This is a genomic window from Lactococcus allomyrinae (assembly GCF_003627095.1).
GTDB lineage: Bacteria > Bacillota > Bacilli > Lactobacillales > Streptococcaceae > Lactococcus > Lactococcus allomyrinae.
In genome coordinates this window covers 1,277,846-1,296,930 of sequence record NZ_CP032627.1, presented here as the reverse complement: position 1 = coordinate 1,296,930, position 19,085 = coordinate 1,277,846, and the positions used below count along the sequence as shown (strand labels likewise).

The 19,085-nt window shown below is 39.5% G+C and carries 15 protein-coding genes, 1 tRNA gene and 2 pseudogenes; 17 read left to right on the top strand and 1 reads right to left on the bottom strand.

What is annotated here, in order from left to right; all coding sequences use genetic code 11:
• Window positions 1-437 precede the first annotated feature (437 nt).
• The 11 genes and pseudogenes from trxA (at window position 438) to D7I46_RS06035 (ending at window position 9,679) form a co-directional block, all read left to right on the top strand.
• On the top strand, window positions 438-752 hold the full coding sequence (gene trxA, locus D7I46_RS06085; protein ID WP_120772085.1) for a thioredoxin: 315 nt from the start codon (window positions 438-440) through the stop codon (window positions 750-752).
• Window positions 753-822: 70 nt separating this feature from the next.
• Window positions 823-1,026: a DUF2969 family protein gene (locus tag D7I46_RS06080; protein ID WP_120772084.1), complete on the top strand. Its 204-nt coding sequence runs from the start codon at window positions 823-825 to the stop codon at window positions 1,024-1,026.
• A gap of 262 nt (window positions 1,027-1,288) precedes the next feature.
• Window positions 1,289-1,360, top strand: a tRNA-Gln gene (locus D7I46_RS06075).
• Between the two features lie 92 nt (window positions 1,361-1,452).
• Window positions 1,453-2,142 (top strand): type I 3-dehydroquinate dehydratase, encoded by a 690-nt coding sequence (gene aroD, locus D7I46_RS06070; RefSeq protein WP_120772083.1) that lies wholly within the window; start codon window positions 1,453-1,455, stop codon window positions 2,140-2,142.
• Between the two features lie 423 nt (window positions 2,143-2,565).
• A complete protein-coding gene (gene purB, locus D7I46_RS06065) occupies window positions 2,566-3,831 on the top strand; it encodes an adenylosuccinate lyase (RefSeq protein WP_476737461.1) in 1,266 nt (421 codons plus the stop codon).
• Between the two features lie 187 nt (window positions 3,832-4,018).
• Window positions 4,019-4,995: pseudogene (locus tag D7I46_RS06060) on the top strand (LacI family DNA-binding transcriptional regulator).
• Window positions 4,996-5,901: a ribokinase gene (gene rbsK, locus D7I46_RS06055; protein ID WP_120772081.1), complete on the top strand. Its 906-nt coding sequence runs from the start codon at window positions 4,996-4,998 to the stop codon at window positions 5,899-5,901. It begins immediately after the preceding pseudogene.
• The gene (gene rbsD / locus D7I46_RS06050; protein ID WP_120772080.1) at window positions 5,876-6,265 is read left to right on the top strand and encodes a D-ribose pyranase; all 390 of its coding nucleotides are present in this window, start codon (window positions 5,876-5,878) and stop codon (window positions 6,263-6,265) included. The genes rbsK and rbsD overlap by 26 nt, the downstream gene beginning before the upstream one ends.
• Before the next feature lie 4 nt (window positions 6,266-6,269).
• Window positions 6,270-7,748 (top strand): sugar ABC transporter ATP-binding protein, encoded by a 1,479-nt coding sequence (locus tag D7I46_RS06045; protein WP_120772079.1) that lies wholly within the window; start codon window positions 6,270-6,272, stop codon window positions 7,746-7,748.
• A complete protein-coding gene (locus D7I46_RS06040) occupies window positions 7,749-8,693 on the top strand; it encodes an ABC transporter permease (RefSeq protein WP_120772078.1) in 945 nt (314 codons plus the stop codon). It abuts the gene before it with no gap.
• 12 nt (window positions 8,694-8,705) lie between these two features.
• Window positions 8,706-9,679: pseudogene (locus D7I46_RS06035) on the top strand (substrate-binding domain-containing protein).
• 280 nt (window positions 9,680-9,959) lie between these two features.
• Here D7I46_RS06035 and D7I46_RS06030 read toward each other — a convergent pair.
• Window positions 9,960-10,640, bottom strand: coding sequence for a GntR family transcriptional regulator (locus D7I46_RS06030; protein WP_120773306.1), 681 nt, complete (start codon window positions 10,638-10,640; stop codon window positions 9,960-9,962).
• 226 nt (window positions 10,641-10,866) lie between these two features.
• On the opposite strand from D7I46_RS06030, the gene D7I46_RS06025 reads away from it, so the two are divergent.
• From D7I46_RS06025 to D7I46_RS06000, 6 genes are all read left to right on the top strand, one after another.
• The gene (locus D7I46_RS06025; protein WP_120772077.1) at window positions 10,867-12,501 is read left to right on the top strand and encodes a mannitol dehydrogenase family protein; all 1,635 of its coding nucleotides are present in this window, start codon (window positions 10,867-10,869) and stop codon (window positions 12,499-12,501) included.
• Window positions 12,502-12,504: 3 nt separating this feature from the next.
• Window positions 12,505-13,587 carry a mannonate dehydratase gene (uxuA, locus tag D7I46_RS06020; protein WP_120772076.1) on the top strand — a complete coding sequence of 361 codons (1,083 nt, stop codon included), beginning with the start codon at window positions 12,505-12,507 and terminating at the stop codon, window positions 13,585-13,587.
• Between the two features lie 336 nt (window positions 13,588-13,923).
• Window positions 13,924-15,450, top strand: a complete 1,527-nt coding sequence (locus tag D7I46_RS06015) for an MFS transporter (protein ID WP_120772075.1) — start codon at window positions 13,924-13,926, stop codon at window positions 15,448-15,450.
• 92 nt (window positions 15,451-15,542) lie between these two features.
• The gene (locus tag D7I46_RS06010; RefSeq protein WP_120772074.1) at window positions 15,543-16,409 is read left to right on the top strand and encodes an aldose 1-epimerase family protein; all 867 of its coding nucleotides are present in this window, start codon (window positions 15,543-15,545) and stop codon (window positions 16,407-16,409) included.
• Window positions 16,410-16,712: 303 nt separating this feature from the next.
• Complete coding sequence (uxaC, locus tag D7I46_RS06005) at window positions 16,713-18,122, top strand: glucuronate isomerase (protein WP_120772073.1); 1,410 nt, start codon at window positions 16,713-16,715, stop codon at window positions 18,120-18,122.
• A gap of 1 nt (window position 18,123) precedes the next feature.
• On the top strand, window positions 18,124-19,083 hold the full coding sequence (locus D7I46_RS06000) for a sugar kinase (protein ID WP_120772072.1): 960 nt from the start codon (window positions 18,124-18,126) through the stop codon (window positions 19,081-19,083).
• Window positions 19,084-19,085 lie beyond the last annotated feature (2 nt).

Below are 19,085 nucleotides of genomic sequence, written 5' to 3'. Positions count from 1 at the left end.
AAACTAAAATACACTAGAATAGATGTATTGGGATAAGTTGACGTCATACTTGGAATTTAGATTTTATACTAGTTCCACTTTAAAATCTGGTAAGGTTTTATACCACAGTTGTCCATTCGCTCTACATTGCTGAAACGATAAGACGAAGTGGTTAGTGGTAACTGTAATCTTTTGCCTCTGCTGCTTTAACGGTCAAGCAAACGGATAGTGGAGTGGTGTGAAAAACGAACGTAGACCGTTCGGAGAACGAAGTATATCATGGCAATGTTTTTTGCCATAAAGTTGCCTAGTAACACCAATCTATTGTAACGGAGTTAGCTATAGTTTCTTATGCATAGATTCTGAAGTGCCATACACCCAAAAATTTCCAAATAAATTGAGGAAAGAATTAGAACTTGGAATAATTCTTTCATACATTGAGTATTACAGGAGAAGAAATGGAATACAATATTACAGATGCAACATTTGAAGAAGAAACAAAAGAAGGACTTGTTTTAATTGACTTTTGGGCAACTTGGTGTGGTCCATGTCGTATGCAAGCGCCAATTTTGGAACAACTTTCTGAAGAACTTGATGAATCAGAACTCAAAATTTGCAAGATGGATGTTGATGAAAATCCAGCAACAGCTCAAGGATTTGGCATCATGTCTATCCCAACTTTGATGTTCAAAAAAGATGGTGAAGAAGTGAAACGTATTGTTGGTGTGCAAAGTAAAGCACAACTTAAAGCTGTAATCGCTGAGTTATCATAAGCAGAATGAGGCGAGTGAAAGCTCGCTTTTTTCTATTGTGATTTTTCATATTTTATAGTAAAATAACTCTATGTCAAAGAAAAAAGATACAGAACTTGAAGTTATTGATACGGCAACTGGTGCCGTAATTAATCTTGGTAAGAAAACCATTGCCGAAATTAAAGAAGAGTTTGGAACATTTGTGGTGGTGATGTCAGGTAAAGAAATTGCCGTTGCTCGAACATTTGAAGATGCTCTTGAGGAAGCAATTAAGGCTTATAATTTATCAATCTAAGCAGGAAAATTATTAATTTCATGCTTTTTTTGCGCTTTTTTCAACAAAAATGAAAAGGTTGTGGCTTGAATTTTGACTTGAATTTTGATAGAATAATTTTTGTTGTAAAACGGTGATTCATTCGGTGAAGTTTGATTTCATGAAGTAAAAGTAGCATCATACCATATCAGTTGGTTGTTGTCACTAGTCATTTCGCTTGTCGCTTTATCCCTCTAGAATGAATGCCTTTGGTATAATATGTTTGAGGGAATGGTATAAATATTGGGGTATAGCCAAGCGGTAAGGCAAGGGACTTTGACTCCCTCATGCGTTGGTTCGAATCCAGCTACCCCAGTTCTTAAAGGAAACATTGGTTTCCTTTTTTTGTTTTTACTAAAATATGCTAGAATAGAATCAAGAGAATAATGATAAAGGAAGGAGAAAATCATGAGAAAGACTGAAATTGTAGTTCCCTTGATAATAGAAAATGTTTCAGACTTTGATGCTATTTCTGTAAGTAATTATGCCTCTGCTGATATTGTTGAATGGCGAGCAGATTTTTTATCAGTTGATGATATTCTAATATTGGCACCCAAAGTCTTTGAGAAGTTTAAGAATAATAAGATTTTATTTACAATAAGAACAACATCAGAAGGTGGAAATTTAAAACTTTCTGATAAAAAGTATATTCAGATATTAGAAAAAATACTGAATTTTGACCCTGATTATATTGATATCGAGTATTTTAGTCATGGACGAGCATTGTCAGCACTGACAGATTTTCGTCAGAAGATTGTCTTGTCTTATCATAACTTTGATGAGATGCCTACCGATTTGACCACTAGATTGATTAAAATGCACGGTGAGAAAACAGCATTCGTGAAAGCGGCAGTTATGCCAGAACATGAATGTGATGTTCTAGATTTATTACAGATTACACGAGATTTGACATTAGAGTATGGTGAGAATTTTATCACAATGGCTATGGGAGATTTGGGTAGAATTTCGAGAATTTCTGGATATTTGACGGGTTCATGCTGGACTTTTGCAAGTCTCGAAAAGGCGAGTGCACCTGGGCAGATAAGACTTGTTGAAGCTGAAAAAATATTAAATCTTTTAGAGGGAAATCTTTTTTAACTGAGTAGGAAACTACTCTTTTTTTGTGTTTCAAACTCCAATTAATTTTCAAGGGTTCACATTGTTCGGATTTTACAAACGATTTTTTAGTTCTGTCAGTGCTGACGGAAAGACGATGCTATTTTGTCAGTGAAAAATGATATAATTAATATTGAAATGATATAAAATCCTGTTGGATTTTGAAACTATATTAGGACAGTTAATAAGTAAGTTCATTTTATTAGCTGTGCTACAATTAGCGTGTTTCTTGCTCTTACAGGTTTGTAGTCCAGTAGGTATGATATAGTAATTGTTTTGGTGCATTTTTTTGCAACAAAATAGGTGTGAAGCAGTGTAAATCATTGCGCTTTTTGCAATGGTTTGCAGTATAAAAAGATAAATTAGGAGCGAAAAGTGGTTATTAGTCGTTATTCACGTCCAGAAATGGCGAACATTTGGTCAGAAGAAAATAAATACAAAGCATGGCTCGAAGTTGAAATCCTTGCTGACGAAGCTTGGGCGGAACTAGGTGAAATTCCTCATGAAGATGTTAAGAAAATTCGAGAAAATGCAACTTTTAATATTGAGCGCATCCTCGAAATCGAGCAAGAAACGCGTCATGATGTGGTTGCTTTTACACGCGCGGTTTCTGAAAGTCTTGGAGAAGAACGTAAATGGGTTCATTATGGCTTGACTTCAACTGACGTTGTGGATACGGCTTATGGCTATCTTTATAAACAGGCGAATGATATTCTTCGACATGATTTAGCGAATTTTGCTGAGATTGTGAAGAATAAAGCCTTAGAGCATAAATACACCGTCATGATGGGACGGACACATGGTGTCCATGCAGAGCCGACAACTTTCGGCCTGAAGCTTGCCACTTGGTATAGCGAGATGAAGCGCAATATTGAGCGATTTGAGCACGCTGCCGCAGGAGTTGAAGCAGGTAAAATTTCAGGCGCAGTGGGGACTTTTGCGAATATTCCTCCCTTTGTTGAGGCGTATGTCTGTGGAAAACTAGGCACACGCCCGCAAGAGATTTCGACTCAAGTTTTGCCTCGAGATTTGCACGCTGAGTATTTTCAAACTTTGGCTTTGATTTCGACTTCTATTGAGCGGATGGCGACTGAGATTCGTGGTCTGCAAAAGTCTGAACAGCGTGAAGTTGAAGAATTTTTCGCTAAAGGTCAAAAAGGTTCATCGGCGATGCCGCATAAACGTAATCCCATTGGTTCTGAAAATATGACAGGACTTGCGCGCGTGATTCGTGGCCATGCTTTGACTGCGCTTGAAAATATAAGCCTATGGCACGAACGTGATATTAGTCATTCATCGGCGGAACGGATTATTGCGCCAGATACAACGGAGTTGCTTGATTATCAACTTAATCGTTTTGGCAATATCGTCAAAAATTTGACTGTTTTCCCTGAAAATATGAAACGCAATATGGATGCAACTTTTGGCTTGATTTATAGTCAGCACGTGATGTTACTCCTGATTGAAAAGGGAATGACACGTGAAGCTGCTTATGACCTCGTGCAACCGCTGACTGCAAAGTCTTGGGACGAACAAATCATGTTCCGTCCATTGGTTGAAGAAAATTCACAAGTTCGTGAATTTTTAACAGATGAAGATATTGATGCAGCTTTCGATTATCATTATCATCTTAAACGTGTGGATGAAATTTTTGACCGTGTTTTTGATTAATAATAGCCTGTCAGTATACTGACAGGTTTTTTGTCATTAAAATATAACATAAAAAAGATTGACAAATTAAATGAAAACGCGTACAATTAAAGTCATAAATGTGAGAACGTTCCCATAAACATGGAACAGCAAATTTGAACGTTAGAAGTTTGAGAATTTGTAATCTAATTATATCTTGGGGGAGCTCATGGCTACGATAAAACAAGTTGCGAAAGAAGCTGGTGTATCAAAGTCCACGGTGTCGCGTTATATCGCACAAAATGGTTATATCAGCAGTGAAGCGCAGAAAAAAGTTGAACAGGCAATTAAGAAATTAAATTTTATTCCTAATCTTTCGGCTCAATCCTTGAAAACTAAGAAAAATCAGTTGGTGGGATTACTTTTACCTGATATTTCTAATCCTTTTTTTCCAATGCTGGCAAAAGGTGTGGAGGAATTTTTAAAGGATAAGGGTTATCGAGTGATGTTGGGAAACATTGGTGAGGATAATCAGCTAGAGAAGGATTATCTCAAAGTATTGATTCAGAGTAATGCTGCTGGGGTGATTACAACACATGATTTTAAAGAAGAGTTTCCTGAATTAGATATCCCAGCCGTCATTGTTGACCGTGTAGGGCATAAAAGTGACTTTGGAGTTTTCTCGGATAATGAGTCGGGGGAGAGATTGCTGCAAAAGTTGTGGCTGATGCAGGGAGTAAAAAAGTCGCTGTAGTAAGTGGTCCAGTCACCGCAGCTAATATCAATAATCGCTTCAAAGCAAGCGTGGCTTATCTGAAAAAAGCCAAAATAGAGTTCCAGAAATTTTATAGTAAGAGCTATGATTTTGATACCATTCAAGAAGAAGCAAAAGAAGTTTTTGCGTTGGAGAATGATTTTGATGCAATCATTGCGCCTTCTGATATCCATGCTATGGCATATATGCATGAAATTCATCGCTTGGGTAAAAAAATTCCAGAGGAGATTCAGATTATTGGTTATGATGATGTCCAAATGAGTCAGTTTATCTATCCTGCTTTATCCACAATTCATCAATCGGCTTATGAAATGGGTCTTGAAGCAGCACAATTGATTTATAAAATGGCAAATGATTTGCCAATAGAAAAAAAGAGAATTGAACTTCCTGTTCATTATGTTGAAAGAGATACGATAAGAAAGAGGAAATAAATGGGTAAAATAACAGTAGTTGGAAGTATTGCTATGGATTTGGTAACGCGCACTTTGCGTGTTCCTAAAGCTGGTGAAACAGTTTTTGGACAAGATTTTTCGATGGTTCCAGGAGGAAAAGGAGCCAATCAGGCAATTGCAATGGCAAGATTGACACCTCATGAGGTTAATATGATTGGGGCAATAGGTACTGACGCATTTGGTCAGAGTATTTCAGAAAATTTTGAGAAAAATGCTGTTCTTTTTAAAAATGTGGGAACGATACCACAAATGACAGGGATTGCTCAAATTACACTTTTTGACGAGGATAATCGCATCATCATCATTCCTGGTGCCAATAATTCTGTCAGTACTGACAGCTTAAAAGGAAGCTGGGAAATAATCAAAAATAGTGAATTAGTTGTCTTACAAAACGAAATTACACACGCGACCAATCTCGCTGTCGCCAAATTTTGTAGAGAAAACGGCGTAAAAGTCCTTTACAATCCAGCACCTGCTCGTCCAACAGACCTTGAAATGTTTGACTTTGTGGACTACATCACACCAAACGAGCATGAATGTAAAGCACTTTTCCCTGATGATAGCCTTTCGTCAGTGCTGACAAAATATCCCAACAAGCTGATAGTGACTTTGGGTGTGGCTGGTGTGACTTTCCATGACGGACAAGAAGTTCAACTCATTCCAGCTATAAAAGCAAAAGTTGTTGATACAACTGGCGCCGGTGATACTTTCAATGGAGCCTTTGGTTTTGCACTGACAGAAAATCTGTCAGTAACTGACAGCGTTAAATTTGCCGTCATTGCTTCTCATTTGTCTGTCCAAAAGTTTGGTGCTCAAGGTGGTATGCCAACATTAAAAGAGATAAAGGAACATAAAAATTATGAAAAAAAATGGAATATTAAATAGTGAACTTGCCAAAATTGTTGATGATCTGGGACATACGGATCAAGTTTGTATTGGAGATTTGGGTCTGCCTGTGCCAAAGAATATTAAAAAAATTGACCTTGCACTCAAGCATGGGATACCCAGTTTTCAGGAAGTTTTAGATATTTATCTAGAAAATGTACTGGTTGAAAAAGTATTTTTAGCTGAGGAAATCAAAGAAAATAACCCTGACCAGCTTGCTGTCATTACTGACAAATTTTCGGCAGAAGTTGAAATTGTTTTTGTCAGTCATGAAGAACTTAAATCCATGAATACCAATGTAAAAGCAGTGGTCAGAACAGGCGAAGATACACCGTATTCAAATATTATTTTACAATCGGGGTGACACTTTGAAAATCGAGATGAGCAATATTTCCAAATCATTTGGCACAAACAAAGTATTGGAAGCCATTGACTTGACGATTAATTCGGCAGAAGTTCACGCACTGATGGGGGAAAATGGTGCTGGGAAATCTACTTTGATGAACATTTTAACAGGACTTTTTCCCGCAAGTGGTGGCAATATTACGATTGATGGACAACCAAAACTATTCACTAATCCACAGGAAGCCGAGCAGTTTGGCATTAGCTTTATTCATCAAGAGATGAATACATGGAAAGACCTGACAGTTTTAGAAAATCTGTTTTTAGGACGTGAAATCAAAGGAAAGTTTGGACTTTTAGACAATAAAACCATGCGTAAAAAAGCCAGTTCTGCTTTTGAGCAACTGGGTGTAAGTATTGATTTAGACGCAGAAATCGGCGGCTTATCCGTTGGACAACAACAAATGGTTGAAATCGCTAAAAGCTTTCTATCAGATTTGAAAATATTAATCATGGATGAACCCACAGCAGCATTGACAGAACGGGAAACGGAGCGTTTATTTTCAGTCATTGATGGATTGAAAAAAAGAGGAGTTGGGATTGTTTATATTTCGCACCGTATGGAAGAAATCTTCAAAACCACAGACTATGTTACCGTCATGCGTGATGGATTAGTCATTGATACTAAAAAAACAGCAGAAACCAACGTTGACGAACTTGTTCGCAAGATGGTCGGACGTGAAATTAAAGACTATTATCCAGAGAAAACAGCAGAAATTCGTGAACTTGTCTTTGAAGCAGAACATCTCTCAGGTGAAAAATTCACAGATATTTCTTTTTCAGTAAAATCAGGTGAAATCGTAGGATTTGCAGGACTGATGGGCGCTGGACGTACCGAAGTCATGCGTGCAATCTTTGGTATTGACCCTCTAAAATCGGGCATAATCAGAGTCAATGGTAAAAAATTGAAAATTAAAACTCCAGCCCAAGCGATTCAAGAAGGCATTGGATTTTTAACAGAAGATCGAAAGGAAGAAGGTTTAGTCCTAGATTTTAGTATTAAAGACAATATCACTTTGCCAAGTACCAAAGATTTTGTGCATCGAGGACTATTTGATGACAAAACAGCCACAACTTTCGTAAAAACACTCTCTGAACGACTCAAAGTAAAAGCAACAGATGAAGAACAGTCAGTCGCTAGTCTCTCAGGTGGAAATCAACAAAAAGTTGTTCTTGCTAAATGGATTGGAATTGCACCAAAAGTCCTCATTTTAGATGAGCCAACACGTGGTGTTGATGTCGGTGCTAAAAGGGAAATCTACCAACTGATGAATGAACTTGCCGAGCGTGGTGTGCCAATTATTATGGTATCAAGCGATTTACCTGAAGTCCTTGGAGTTTCTGACCGTATCGTCGTCATGCACGAGGGAAAAATATCAGGTATTCTAACTAAAGAAGAAGCAACGCAAGAAAAAATCATGCAGTTTGCCACAGGAGGAAAATAAGTGAAAGCCTTATCGAAAAAATTCAGTTCTTTAACCACACTACTTGCTCTGGTTATCTTGATGATTGTCATCACCATTATCAATCCAAATTTTTTGACAACAAATAATCTGTTAAACTTGCTCTTGCAAGTTACTGCCAATGGATTTATTGCTTTTGGAATGACCTTTGTCATCTTAACTTCAGGTATTGACCTTTCAGTCGGAGCTATTTTAGCACTTTCAAGTGCAGTTTCGGCAGGATTTATCGCTCAAGGGATGCCGATTCCGCTGGCAGTACTTTGTGCAATATTGATTGGTGCGTTTCTTGGAGCTGTCAATGGTGCCTTAGTTGCCTACGGAAAATTAGCACCATTCATCGTAACTTTAGCGACTCAGATGGTTTATCGTGGGGCAACACTCGTTTTTACTAACGGGAATCCGATTACTAAACACTTGGATAGCTACTTCCTTGCTTATATCGGTCAAGGCTATCTTCTTGGTATTCCATTTCCAGTCATTCTAATGATTCTTGTTTTCATCATTCTCTGGATTGTCCTACATAAAACAGCTTTTGGTAAGTCAGTTTATGCCCTTGGTGGAAATGAAAAAGCTGCTTATATTTCAGGAGTTAAACTTAATAAAGTTAAAATCGCTATTTATACTTTATCTGGTGCGATGTCAGCAATTTCTGGACTGATTATTACCTCACGTCTATCTTCTGCGACACCACAAGCAGGATCAGGCTATGAAATGTATGCAATCGCGGCTGTTGTTCTTGGTGGAACATCGTTGATGGGTGGTAAAGGACGGATGTTTGGCACAATGATTGGTGTGTTAATCATCGGTGTACTAAATAATGGACTAAATATCATCGGCGTTTCAGCATTCTGGCAACAAGTGATTCAAGGAATTGTTATCCTGATTGCTGTTTTGATTGATGTGATTCGTAGCAAAAGGAGCAAATAGGAGAATTTAAAGATGAATTTGATGAAGAAAATAACCTTAGCTGTAATAGCAACCTTTGCAGTATCAACTTTAGTAGCTTGTAGCCTTTATACCGGAATTCCTGGTCGAGATGGTGGGCAAGAAACGAGTCAAGTGACTCATAAAAAACCGGATGAATTGAAAATCGGTGTTTCGATTTCTACGACTAATAATCCCTACTTTGTTTCGATGGACAATGCTATTCAGTCAATGGCAAAGAAGAATAATACAAAAATCACAGTATCGGATGCTCAAAATGATTCAGCGACACAGTTGAACGATATTCAAAACTTTATTAGTCAAAATGTAGATGCGATTTTGATTAATCCTGTGGATTCTGATGCTATTGTACCAGCAATCAATGCAGCGAATAATGCCCATATTCCTGTTATTGCAATGGACCGTGGCTCAAATGGTGGAACTGTATTGGCAACGGTTGCTTCAGACAATGTTGCAGCTGGTAAAATGGCAGCTGAGGCAGTGAAAAATCTTGTTGGTGCTCATGCTAAAGTGCTAGAACTTTCTGGCACACCAGGGGCTTCATCAACCATTGACCGTGGAAAAGGTTTCAACGATGAAGCAAAATTACTTGGATTGACTATACTTTCGAGCCAATCTGCAAACTTTGACCGTACAACAGCGTTGAATACAACACAAAATATGCTTCAATCTCATAAAGATGTTCAAGCCATCTTTGCACAGAACGATGAAATGGCACTTGGTGCAGCAAAAGCTGTGCAAGCAACAGGACAAAAAATCGCAATTTTTGGGATTGATGGCGAAGCTGAAACTCACGATGCAATCAAGGGGGAACAGTGACAGGAACAGTAGCTCAAGCTCCAGCGAAAATAGGAGAAATGGCACTACAAGCTGCTTATGATCATTATCAAGGAAAAGAAGTGTCTAAAACCATTAATTCACCAATTTATCTTGTTACAAAAGACAATGTAGGTGAACATAACTGGTGATGAAAGATAAGGCTTCATTCAAAATGAATTTCCATAGCTAATCTATTGTAAAAACCAATAAAGGATTGACGTTGCTTCGCAACTTCATCGAAAAAAAGGTGATATGACACGCTACTTCGTGGTCTTTATCCGAAGAGTCTACGTCGTAGAACTCACTTTGCTTTAGTGAGGTGAACTGACAGCGTAGTCCGAAGGGCGGAGATAGAGCGCATGTGCAACCTGTGGTATAAATTTGACTAATCATATAAAAAAGCTCTGTCATTAGGTTAGACAGGGCTTTTTATTCTGGAAGATTATCAAAATATTCAGGGAAGCTAGTCAGTACAGTCATTTCTTCCTCAAACATCAAGTGTAAGTGTCTTGCTACGGCAGCATCAGCGCGCTCTGGTTCGTGATTTTCTACAGCATCTAGGATTTCTTTGTGCTGCTCAATCAGCGTATTCCAAGGGAGTTCAGAGATAGCTAAACGAAGCCAGCGGAAACGGTTGAACTGGGTATTGACGGTCTGAAGCCAATCCCACACTTGTGCATGATTGGTTGTGAGATAAAAAGTTTTGTGAAATTCTTCATCGGCTTCAAAAAATTTATTGTATTCGCCGTTAGCAGCATATTTTTCCTGTAGTGCTATCGCATCTCGTGCCTGTGATAAAAGAAGGTTATCTTCGGTGTTAGCAGCTTCATAAACGATTTTACGTTCCAAATTTTCTCGAATGAAGCGTGCATTAATCGCTGCATCTAAATCAATTTTGGTGACAAAAGTGCCAGATTGGGGAATAGTATAAATAAGACCATCACGGCGCAGACGCAACAAAGCCTCACGAACAGGCGTGCGTCCAAGCTGCAAATCCTTCTCAATGCTCTTTTGTGAAATTTTTTGTCCAGGAATATACTCATTTCGTAGAATTTTACCAATAATTTGCTTATAAGCCTGACTCTGTAGATTAAAATTCGATTCGTTCATTCTGTAATTATAGAGCAGTGGTTTCGCAAAGTCAAATAAAAATAAATAAGGAGAAAAAAATAATTTATTTTTTCTAATTAGGGTTGACAACGTTTTCTAAAAGTAATATACTAGTTTTCGTAAACAGAAAACAGATATATCAGTTTTAGGAGTAAAGAATTTTTAAGATATATAAGTATTCTAGAACATGGAGCATTCAAGCTCACATCTTGAAAAGGAGAAAATCATGGTAAAGTTGGTTGATTCTTACTTGGAGAAGGCAGAGGAGTTTAAAAGTGCTAATATTCAAGTTCCTTTATTTGACCAAGAGAAGATTGCCGAGCGTGCGGCAGAAAATCCCACATGGATTCATTTTGGTGGAGGAAATCTTTTTCGCTGTTTCCACGCTGTGGTTGCACAGGATTTGTTGAACAAAGGAGAAATGAACGCAGGTGTCATTGTGGCAGAAACCTATGATGATGAAGTGATTGAAAAAATGTATCATGCTTATGATAATCGATTTTTGTCAGTTACGATGAAAGCAGATGGCAATTTTGACAAAGAACTGATTGCGGCAGTTGCGGATAGCTTTTATTTTAATGCTGAAAACATTGAGGGGTGGGCAGCGCTGACAAGAATTTTTGAGAATCCGTCCTTGCAGTTTACAACTTTTTCAATTACAGAAAAGGGTTATTCACTTCGTGATTCTCAGGGAAATTTGACGGCGCTTGCACTTTCGGATATTCAAGGAGCTGGAAAACCTGTGACCAACATGGGCGCAATCACTTACCTGCTTTATGCGCGTTATAAGGCTGGAAAATTTCCTATTGCGATGGTCAGTACTGACAATTTTTCAGAAAATGGTCAAAAGTTGCAAGAAGGAGTGCTGACCATTGCGCGAGGCTGGGTAGAAAATGAAATTGTAGAGCAAAGTTTTTATGATTATTTGATTAATCCGCAAAAAGTGAGTTTTCCTTGGTCAATGATTGACCGAATCACACCCAACCCGTCTGAAACAGTTGGTCAGTTGCTTGCTGCGTCTGGTTTTGAAGATACAGAAATTTTGCATACGGCAAAACATACCAATATCGCGCCTTTCGGCAATACTGAGGAAGTACATTATCTAGTCATTGAGGACAGTTTCCCGAATGGACGCCCTGCACTTGAAAAAGCTGGTGTCATCATGACTGACCGTGATACGGTCAATGATGCGGATCAGATGAAAGTGACAGCCTGCCTCAATCCACTGCACACAGCGCTTGCGGTATTTGGCTGCTTGCTGGATTATCATTCGATTGCAGATGAAGTGGCTAATCCTGATTTGCTTGCCTTGATTAAAAATCTGGGTTATGGTGAAGCTTTGCCTGTGGTGAAAAATCCAAAAATCATTAATCCGCGCGATTTTATTGACCAACTTTTGACAAAACGCCTCCCCAATAAAAATATTCCTGATACACCACAGCGTATTGCAGCAGACACTTCACAAAAAATCCCTGTGCGCTATGGCGTGACGATTGGGCATTATGTGACGAATCCGAAATTTTCTGTCAGTAGCCTCGAGTTTATTCCGCTAGTTATTGCTGCTTGGTGTCGCTATTTGACAGGCATAAATGATGATTTGGCAAAATTTACACCTAGTCCAGATCCATTGCTTGACGAATTACAAAGCTATCTAGCTTCTGCCAAATTTGACGGTAGTACGGAAAATGTGTCAGAACTCTTGAGACCGATTTTGAGCAATAAATCCATTTTCCCACAAGAGATGTATGTCACTGGATTAGCTGGAAAAATCGAAACTTACTTTGCGCAGATGCTGACAGGAAAAGGCGCAGTGTTTGCGACTTTGAAAAAGGCATTGGCAAATCATGGAAAGGACTACTAAAAAATGAAAATGACAATGCGCTGGTTTGGGCATGATGCTGACAAGGTCAAGCTTGCTGACATCGCTCAAGTACCAGGAGTGACAGGCGTGGTGGGGATGATTATGGATATTCCTGCAGGCGAGATATGGCCGAAAGCGCGGATTAAAGCACTCAAAGAAGAAATCGAGTCGGCAGGACTTGAGCTTAAAGTCATCGAGTCGGTGAATATCCATGACGATATCAAAATTGGTCTGCCAACGCGCGACCACTACATCGAAAATTACAAGACAACCATCAGAAACCTTGCTGAGTTTGGGATTGAAGTCATCTGTTACAACTTCATGCCTGTCTTTGACTGGCTCAAGTCGGATTTAGATTACCGATTGGCTGATGGGTCACAGACGATGGCTTTCATTGCAAAAGATATTCCTGCTGACCCGCAGGAAATTATTGACCGAGTGCAAGCCGCTGACGGCGGATTTTCACTGCCTGGTTGGGAGCCTGAACGACTGTCAGAAGTTAAAAAATTACTGACAGCTTACAAAAATGTTGACGAAGCAAAATTACGTGAAAACTTTGCTTATTTCCTCAAAGCCATTATCCCAACTTGTGAAGAAGTCGGCATCAAAATGGCAGTTCACCCTGATGACCCGCCTTACAGTATGTTTGGCCTGCCTCGTGTCGTGAAAAATCGTGATGATTTGGACTGGATTTGTAACGTTGTTGATAGCCCATCAAATGCGATTACACTATGCACAGGTTCAATCGCCGAGGATCCAGCAAACGACGTCTATGCAATCATGGCAGAATTTGTCAAACGTGACCGTATTCCATTTGCTCATGTGCGCAATATTAAGTTTTTGCCAAGTGGTAAAAAAGACTTCTACGAAGCACCTCACAAGTCTGAATATGGCTCGCTTGACATGTATAAAATCCTCAAAGCTATGTATGACAACGGTTTTGATGGCTATATTCGTCCTGACCACGGGCGCATGATTTGGGGTGAAACAGGGCGCCCTGGCTATGGACTCTACGACCGCGCGCTCGGTGCCAGCTATCTTAATGGACTTTGGGAAGCTCTGGAGAAGAACGATTCGACACTTTGATTTCTGTCAGTACTGACAGAAATTAATTGCTGACAAAAAATACTGTCAGTAAGGATAAAATGTTAAATCAGATTCATTTGTGCTGAAACAAGGTCAAAAAGCGCAATAACAATAAACATTAGCGGGGAAATTCTCCGCTAAACTTACAGCATCAGAGTAAGCGCTTCACAAAGTTCACAAATTAACAAGATGTACCGAATTGTTCCTTAAAGGGCGAAAATATGAAAATTATAAATTTTATCTTTTCCATCCTTTCAGATTAGCTCGTCAAGCTATGAAGGAACCTCGGCTATAAAGTATCATCAGTTTACAGATTTATAGGAGAATCTAAACAAAATGGCAGAAAAAAAGAAAAGCTCTTGGGTTTATACCCCAAAAGAAATTAATACGGCGCGAGGGTTGCGCTATGGCTTGACCGACTTAATGGGTGGCGGTTGGAATAACATTGTTTCTGGTGTTATTTTCGTTTTTGTCCTCTCACAAGGCATTAGTCCGCTATTCACTGGCGCGGTGCTTGGGATTGGGCGAATTATTGATGCGATTTGGTCATTATTTTTTGGGGCAATCACGGACAGATTTTATCGAACGCGACTTGGCAAACGTTTTGGGAGAAGGCATTTTTGGATTGCGGTAGGCGGTGTCCTTTTTGCAATCTTGTTCCCTATGTTTTGGATTTCAACGACAAGCTGGCAATATTATCTATGGGTTTATGTTGCCATTGAAGTTGCTATTTCCATGATTTTGATCCCTTGGGAAACATTACCTACGGAAATGACACCAGATTATAAAAAGCGTACGACTTTGTCGGGAAATCGGATGTTTATCTCAGCGACTGGGACAGCGATTGTATTCTTTACGCTGGCGGTATTAAAATCTTTCAATAATCCAAACGCTTATCTCTACACTGGGATTACATGGACAATTATTTTCGTGATTGCGATTTTTACCTCTTGGCGCTCGACTTGGGAACGTCCTTTGACACCAGAATTTTTGGCAGAACTTGATGCACAACCTCGATTAGGTTTTGGTGGTTTCCTCAAGAAAACTGTCACAGACTATTTTGGTACCTTTAGAAATAAGTCTTTCCGCAAACATTTGTTGGTTTATTTGTTGAGTTTCACAGGCAAGGACTTTTATTCTACATTGTTGCCAACCTTTATCGTGGTTGGAATTTCAGGTATGTCGGCCAATTCACCTTGGATTCTTCAAGCTTTGTCTGCATTTGGGATTCTCTCGACGATTGCAGCGGTCAAAATCATGGTTTCTCATGGACCGAAATACCTGTTCACACTGAGCTATGTTTCTATTATTATTGCTATGATTGGTTATTTCATCGTCTATATGACAGGTGTGAACAATCCGATGTGGATGCTGATTATTGTTTCTATCCTTTACCAACTTGGGCGTGGGATTTTGGAGTTCACACCTTGGAATGTCTTTCCTTTTATTCCTGATGTAGACCGGATTTACACACACGGCGACAAGGCCGGTGTTTATGCATCCGTCATGACTTTCTTCCGCAAATCAACGGGTGCGCTTGCGACTTATGTTGCAGGATGGTTGCTTGAAGCGATTGGATTTGATTCAGCAACCATGACGACACACGCCAATACACCACTAGGTATCCAGCACGGGATTATGATGATTTTCATTGTTGTACCGATTGTACTTATCGCTTTGGCTTTGATTGCCGCACGTACTTTTAAGCTCAACCGTGAAAATCACGATGTTTTGAAATCAGAGCTGAAACGTTTAGAAGATGGTGGCTCAAAGGCTGATGTTACACCAAAAGCTCGTGAAGTGGTTGAAATGTTGACAGGTCATCCTTATGATGAATGTTGGCCTGACGAAGCTGATATTTGATGCTGATAGAACTCTGTCAGTGCTGACGAAATTCTCGTCATAGGAGTTCAGTCATACTAAACAGTATCGGTAACTTTTGAAGGAAAAAAACAATGTTTACACTAAAAAATACAAGATTGACCGTTAAAATCAATCCAAAAGGAGCAGAATTAACTCACATTATTGATAATAAAACAGGTCAGGATTTTATCTGGAATGGCGAAGAATGGGCTAAACACGCGCCTATCTTATTTCCAGCAATCGGTCGTTCCACGGAAGACGAGTATCTGTTAGATGGCAAGCTTTATCCGATGCAACAGCACGGCTTTGCGACAGATTATGACTTTGAGATTCTTGAGCAAAGGACTGATTTTATTAAGCTTTTACTCAAAGATAATCCTGAAACTTATCAATCATTTCCTTTTCACTTTGAATTTATCATTATTTATAGACTAGAAGACAATGCCTTAAACGTGGCATTTGAGGTAAAAAATCTGACAGAAAAATCAATGTCATTTGCATTAGGATTTCACCCTGCTTTTAACTTACCAGGAAAATTTGAAGATTATCAGATTCGATTTGCGACCAATGATAAAGTACTCAAAACTTTTGACATTGTCAAAAATCCATTTCCTTATCGTTCAGGAAAACTGACAACTTTTGTTCAGCCTGTCAGTGAATTTTCCCTTGAGCGTCAGATGTTTGCTGATGGTTTAGTTATTTTTGACAATAAAATCAATCAAGTAAAACTTTCATCAGTATTGACAGATTACACGGTCAGTTTGGAAATGAGTGGTTTTCCCTACCTTTGTCTGTGGACAAAAGAAGACGTGGCGCTTCCTTATCTGTGCATTGAGCCTTTCAGCGGCTTACCTGATGTCATCAATCAAAAACAAGAACTTTTAGAAAAAGAAGGAAATCATATGCTGACAGCACATGAAGCAGCAACTTATAAAGTTAAATTAACTTTTGACAACTGATAGAATTTCTGTCAGTAAATTTGATACTAGTTTATCTCTAAATCTGCCAAAGAGGGATTTAGCAGCTGAACTGCAGACATATGCCCTGCACTTACCCAAGAGAGGTTTGCGTGGAACGGTGACTAGCAACTTTGCCTTTTGTTCTTGTTGCTTCAGCAGCTAAGCAAACGGACAGCGGAGCAACGAAGTTGCAGAACGGCGTGGGAAGCACGTAGTCGCATAGCGAGCATCGACAACATAACGGAGCGGAGTAACTTCTAAAAGGGACTTTTAGAAGTTAAACAGTATGAGAAAGGAAATATTATGAAATTTTTATCAGATGACTTTTTGTTAGAAAACGAGATGGCAAAAACGTTATTTCACAACTATGCTAAAGATATGCCCATCATTGATTATCACTGTCATTTAGAGCCACAAGAGATTTATGAAAATAAAAAATATGAAAATCTAACACAAATTTGGTTAGGCGGAGACCATTATAAATGGCGCTTGTTGCGCGCTAATGGCGTTCCTGAACGTTTGATTACAGGAGAAGCCTCAGATTATGACAAGTTCTTTGCTTTTGCAGAAACACTCGAAAAATCTTTCGGAAATCCAATCTATGAATGGACCCATCTGGAGCTGAAGCGTTTTTTCAATATTGACAAACTCATCAGTCGTGCTACGGCAGATGAAATCTGGGAAGAAGCCAATGCAAAGCTTGCTACTGACGCTTTTACACCACGAAATCTTATCAAAAATTCTAAAGTCAAAGTTCTTGTGACCACAGATGATCCTGCAAGTGATTTGCCTTATCACAATTTATTATCCGCTGAGGAAAAAGACTTCAAAGTCTTGCCAGGACTGCGTCCAGATCATTTGATTATGATGCGAAATGGCGCTTTTTCTGATTATTTGACACAGCTTTCAGCTGCTGCAAAGATTGAAATTACAGACTTTGGAAGTTTAATTGAAGCACTGTCAGCACGTTTTGCTTATTTTCACGAAATGGGAGGACGACTGTCAGACCACTCACTGTCTACATATTATTTTGTCAATTCTGACAGAGCCACGATTGATCAGATTGTCCAAAAAGCCATCAAAAATGAACCAGTCAGTGACCTTGAATATCATCAATATATTACTGCTTTGATGCTAGAAATCATGAAACTCAATCAAAAATACGGATGGACCCTCCAACTTCATGTCAATGTTAATCGCTCCATCAATCCCATAGCTTTGCAAGAAATTGGTGAAAACACAGGCTTTGACACCATCGGTACACAGGCTAATATTTCAGAAGAATTAACCAAACTTTTCACAGCAGCAGCTTATCGCGGGATTATCCCCAAAACAATCTTCTACTCGCTCAATCCAAATGACTGGATGGAGCTTGCGACCATGATGGGCTGTTTCCAAGGAAAGGGTGTGCAACAGCTGCAACTTGGCGCAGGCTGGTGGTTCAACGATACGGCTGAGGGCATGACGCATCAACTTCAGACTTTCGCTTCGCAGAGCCTTTTACCAAACTTTGTAGGTATGCTGACGGACTCACGGAGTTTCCTGTCTTATCCGCGCCACGAATATTTTCGCCGCGTGCTCTGCAACTTTATCGGCAGTCTTTCTGAGGCCGGGCGAGTGCCAGATAGTGAAGCCTTACTTGGAAAAATGGTGAAAGACATTAGTTATACCAATGCATACGACTATTTTGGTTTTTTTGAGAATGGAGACTAGCATGACAGAGTTTTTGACCATTGGTGAGCCTCTGGTGGTACTTGTCGCACAAGAGATAGACCTCCCGCTTGAGCAAGTTCAACATTTTACGAAATATGTTGCAGGCGCAGAGCTCAATGTGGCGATTGGTCTAGCGCGCCTCGGTCATCAAGCCCTATATTTATCCGAAGTAGGAGATGACCCATTTGGAAATTTCATCATTGATGAAGCTGATAAGGCAGGGATTGATACAAGTTTACTGACGAAAACTCTGTCAGCAGCCACAGGATTTTATATCAAACAAAATGTCAGTCACGGTGACCCTCAGGTCGCTTATTTCCGCAAAAATTCTGCAGCAAGTCAACTGACAGCTTTTGACATTGATTCTGTCAGCACTGACAGAATCAAAATTGCCCATTTGTCAGGTATTTTTCCAGCCTTATCAAAGACCGCTTTGGAAACATTCAAAACACTTAATACTAAATTGAATGCGGACCATGTGCTGACTGTATTTGACACCAATTTACGCCCAGCACTCTGGCAGGACGAAGAACAAATGATTCAAACGATTAATTGCTTGGCAAAAGAAAGTCAGATTATCTTGCCAGGCATCAACGAAGGCGAAATTTTGACGGGTTCGCGTTCCCCTGAGCAAATCGCTGATTTTTACCTGAGCCAAAGTGAGCTGACCCATACAGTTATTGTCAAGCTTGGCGCTGAGGGTGCTTTTGTCAAAACAAAATCAAGCGAGCCCTTTATGGTCAGAGGATTTAAAGTTAAAAAGATCGTAGACACAGTCGGTGCTGGCGATGGATTTGCAGTAGGCTTGGAGAGTGCCTTACTGGAGGGAAAAAGTCTTCACGAAGCGGTTGTCCGCGCTTGCGCAGTAGGCGCTTTGGCAGTACAAAATCAAGGCGATAACGATGGTTACCCCACGCCAGACCAACTCAGAGAATTTTACCAAAGAAACGGAGTCCTATAAAA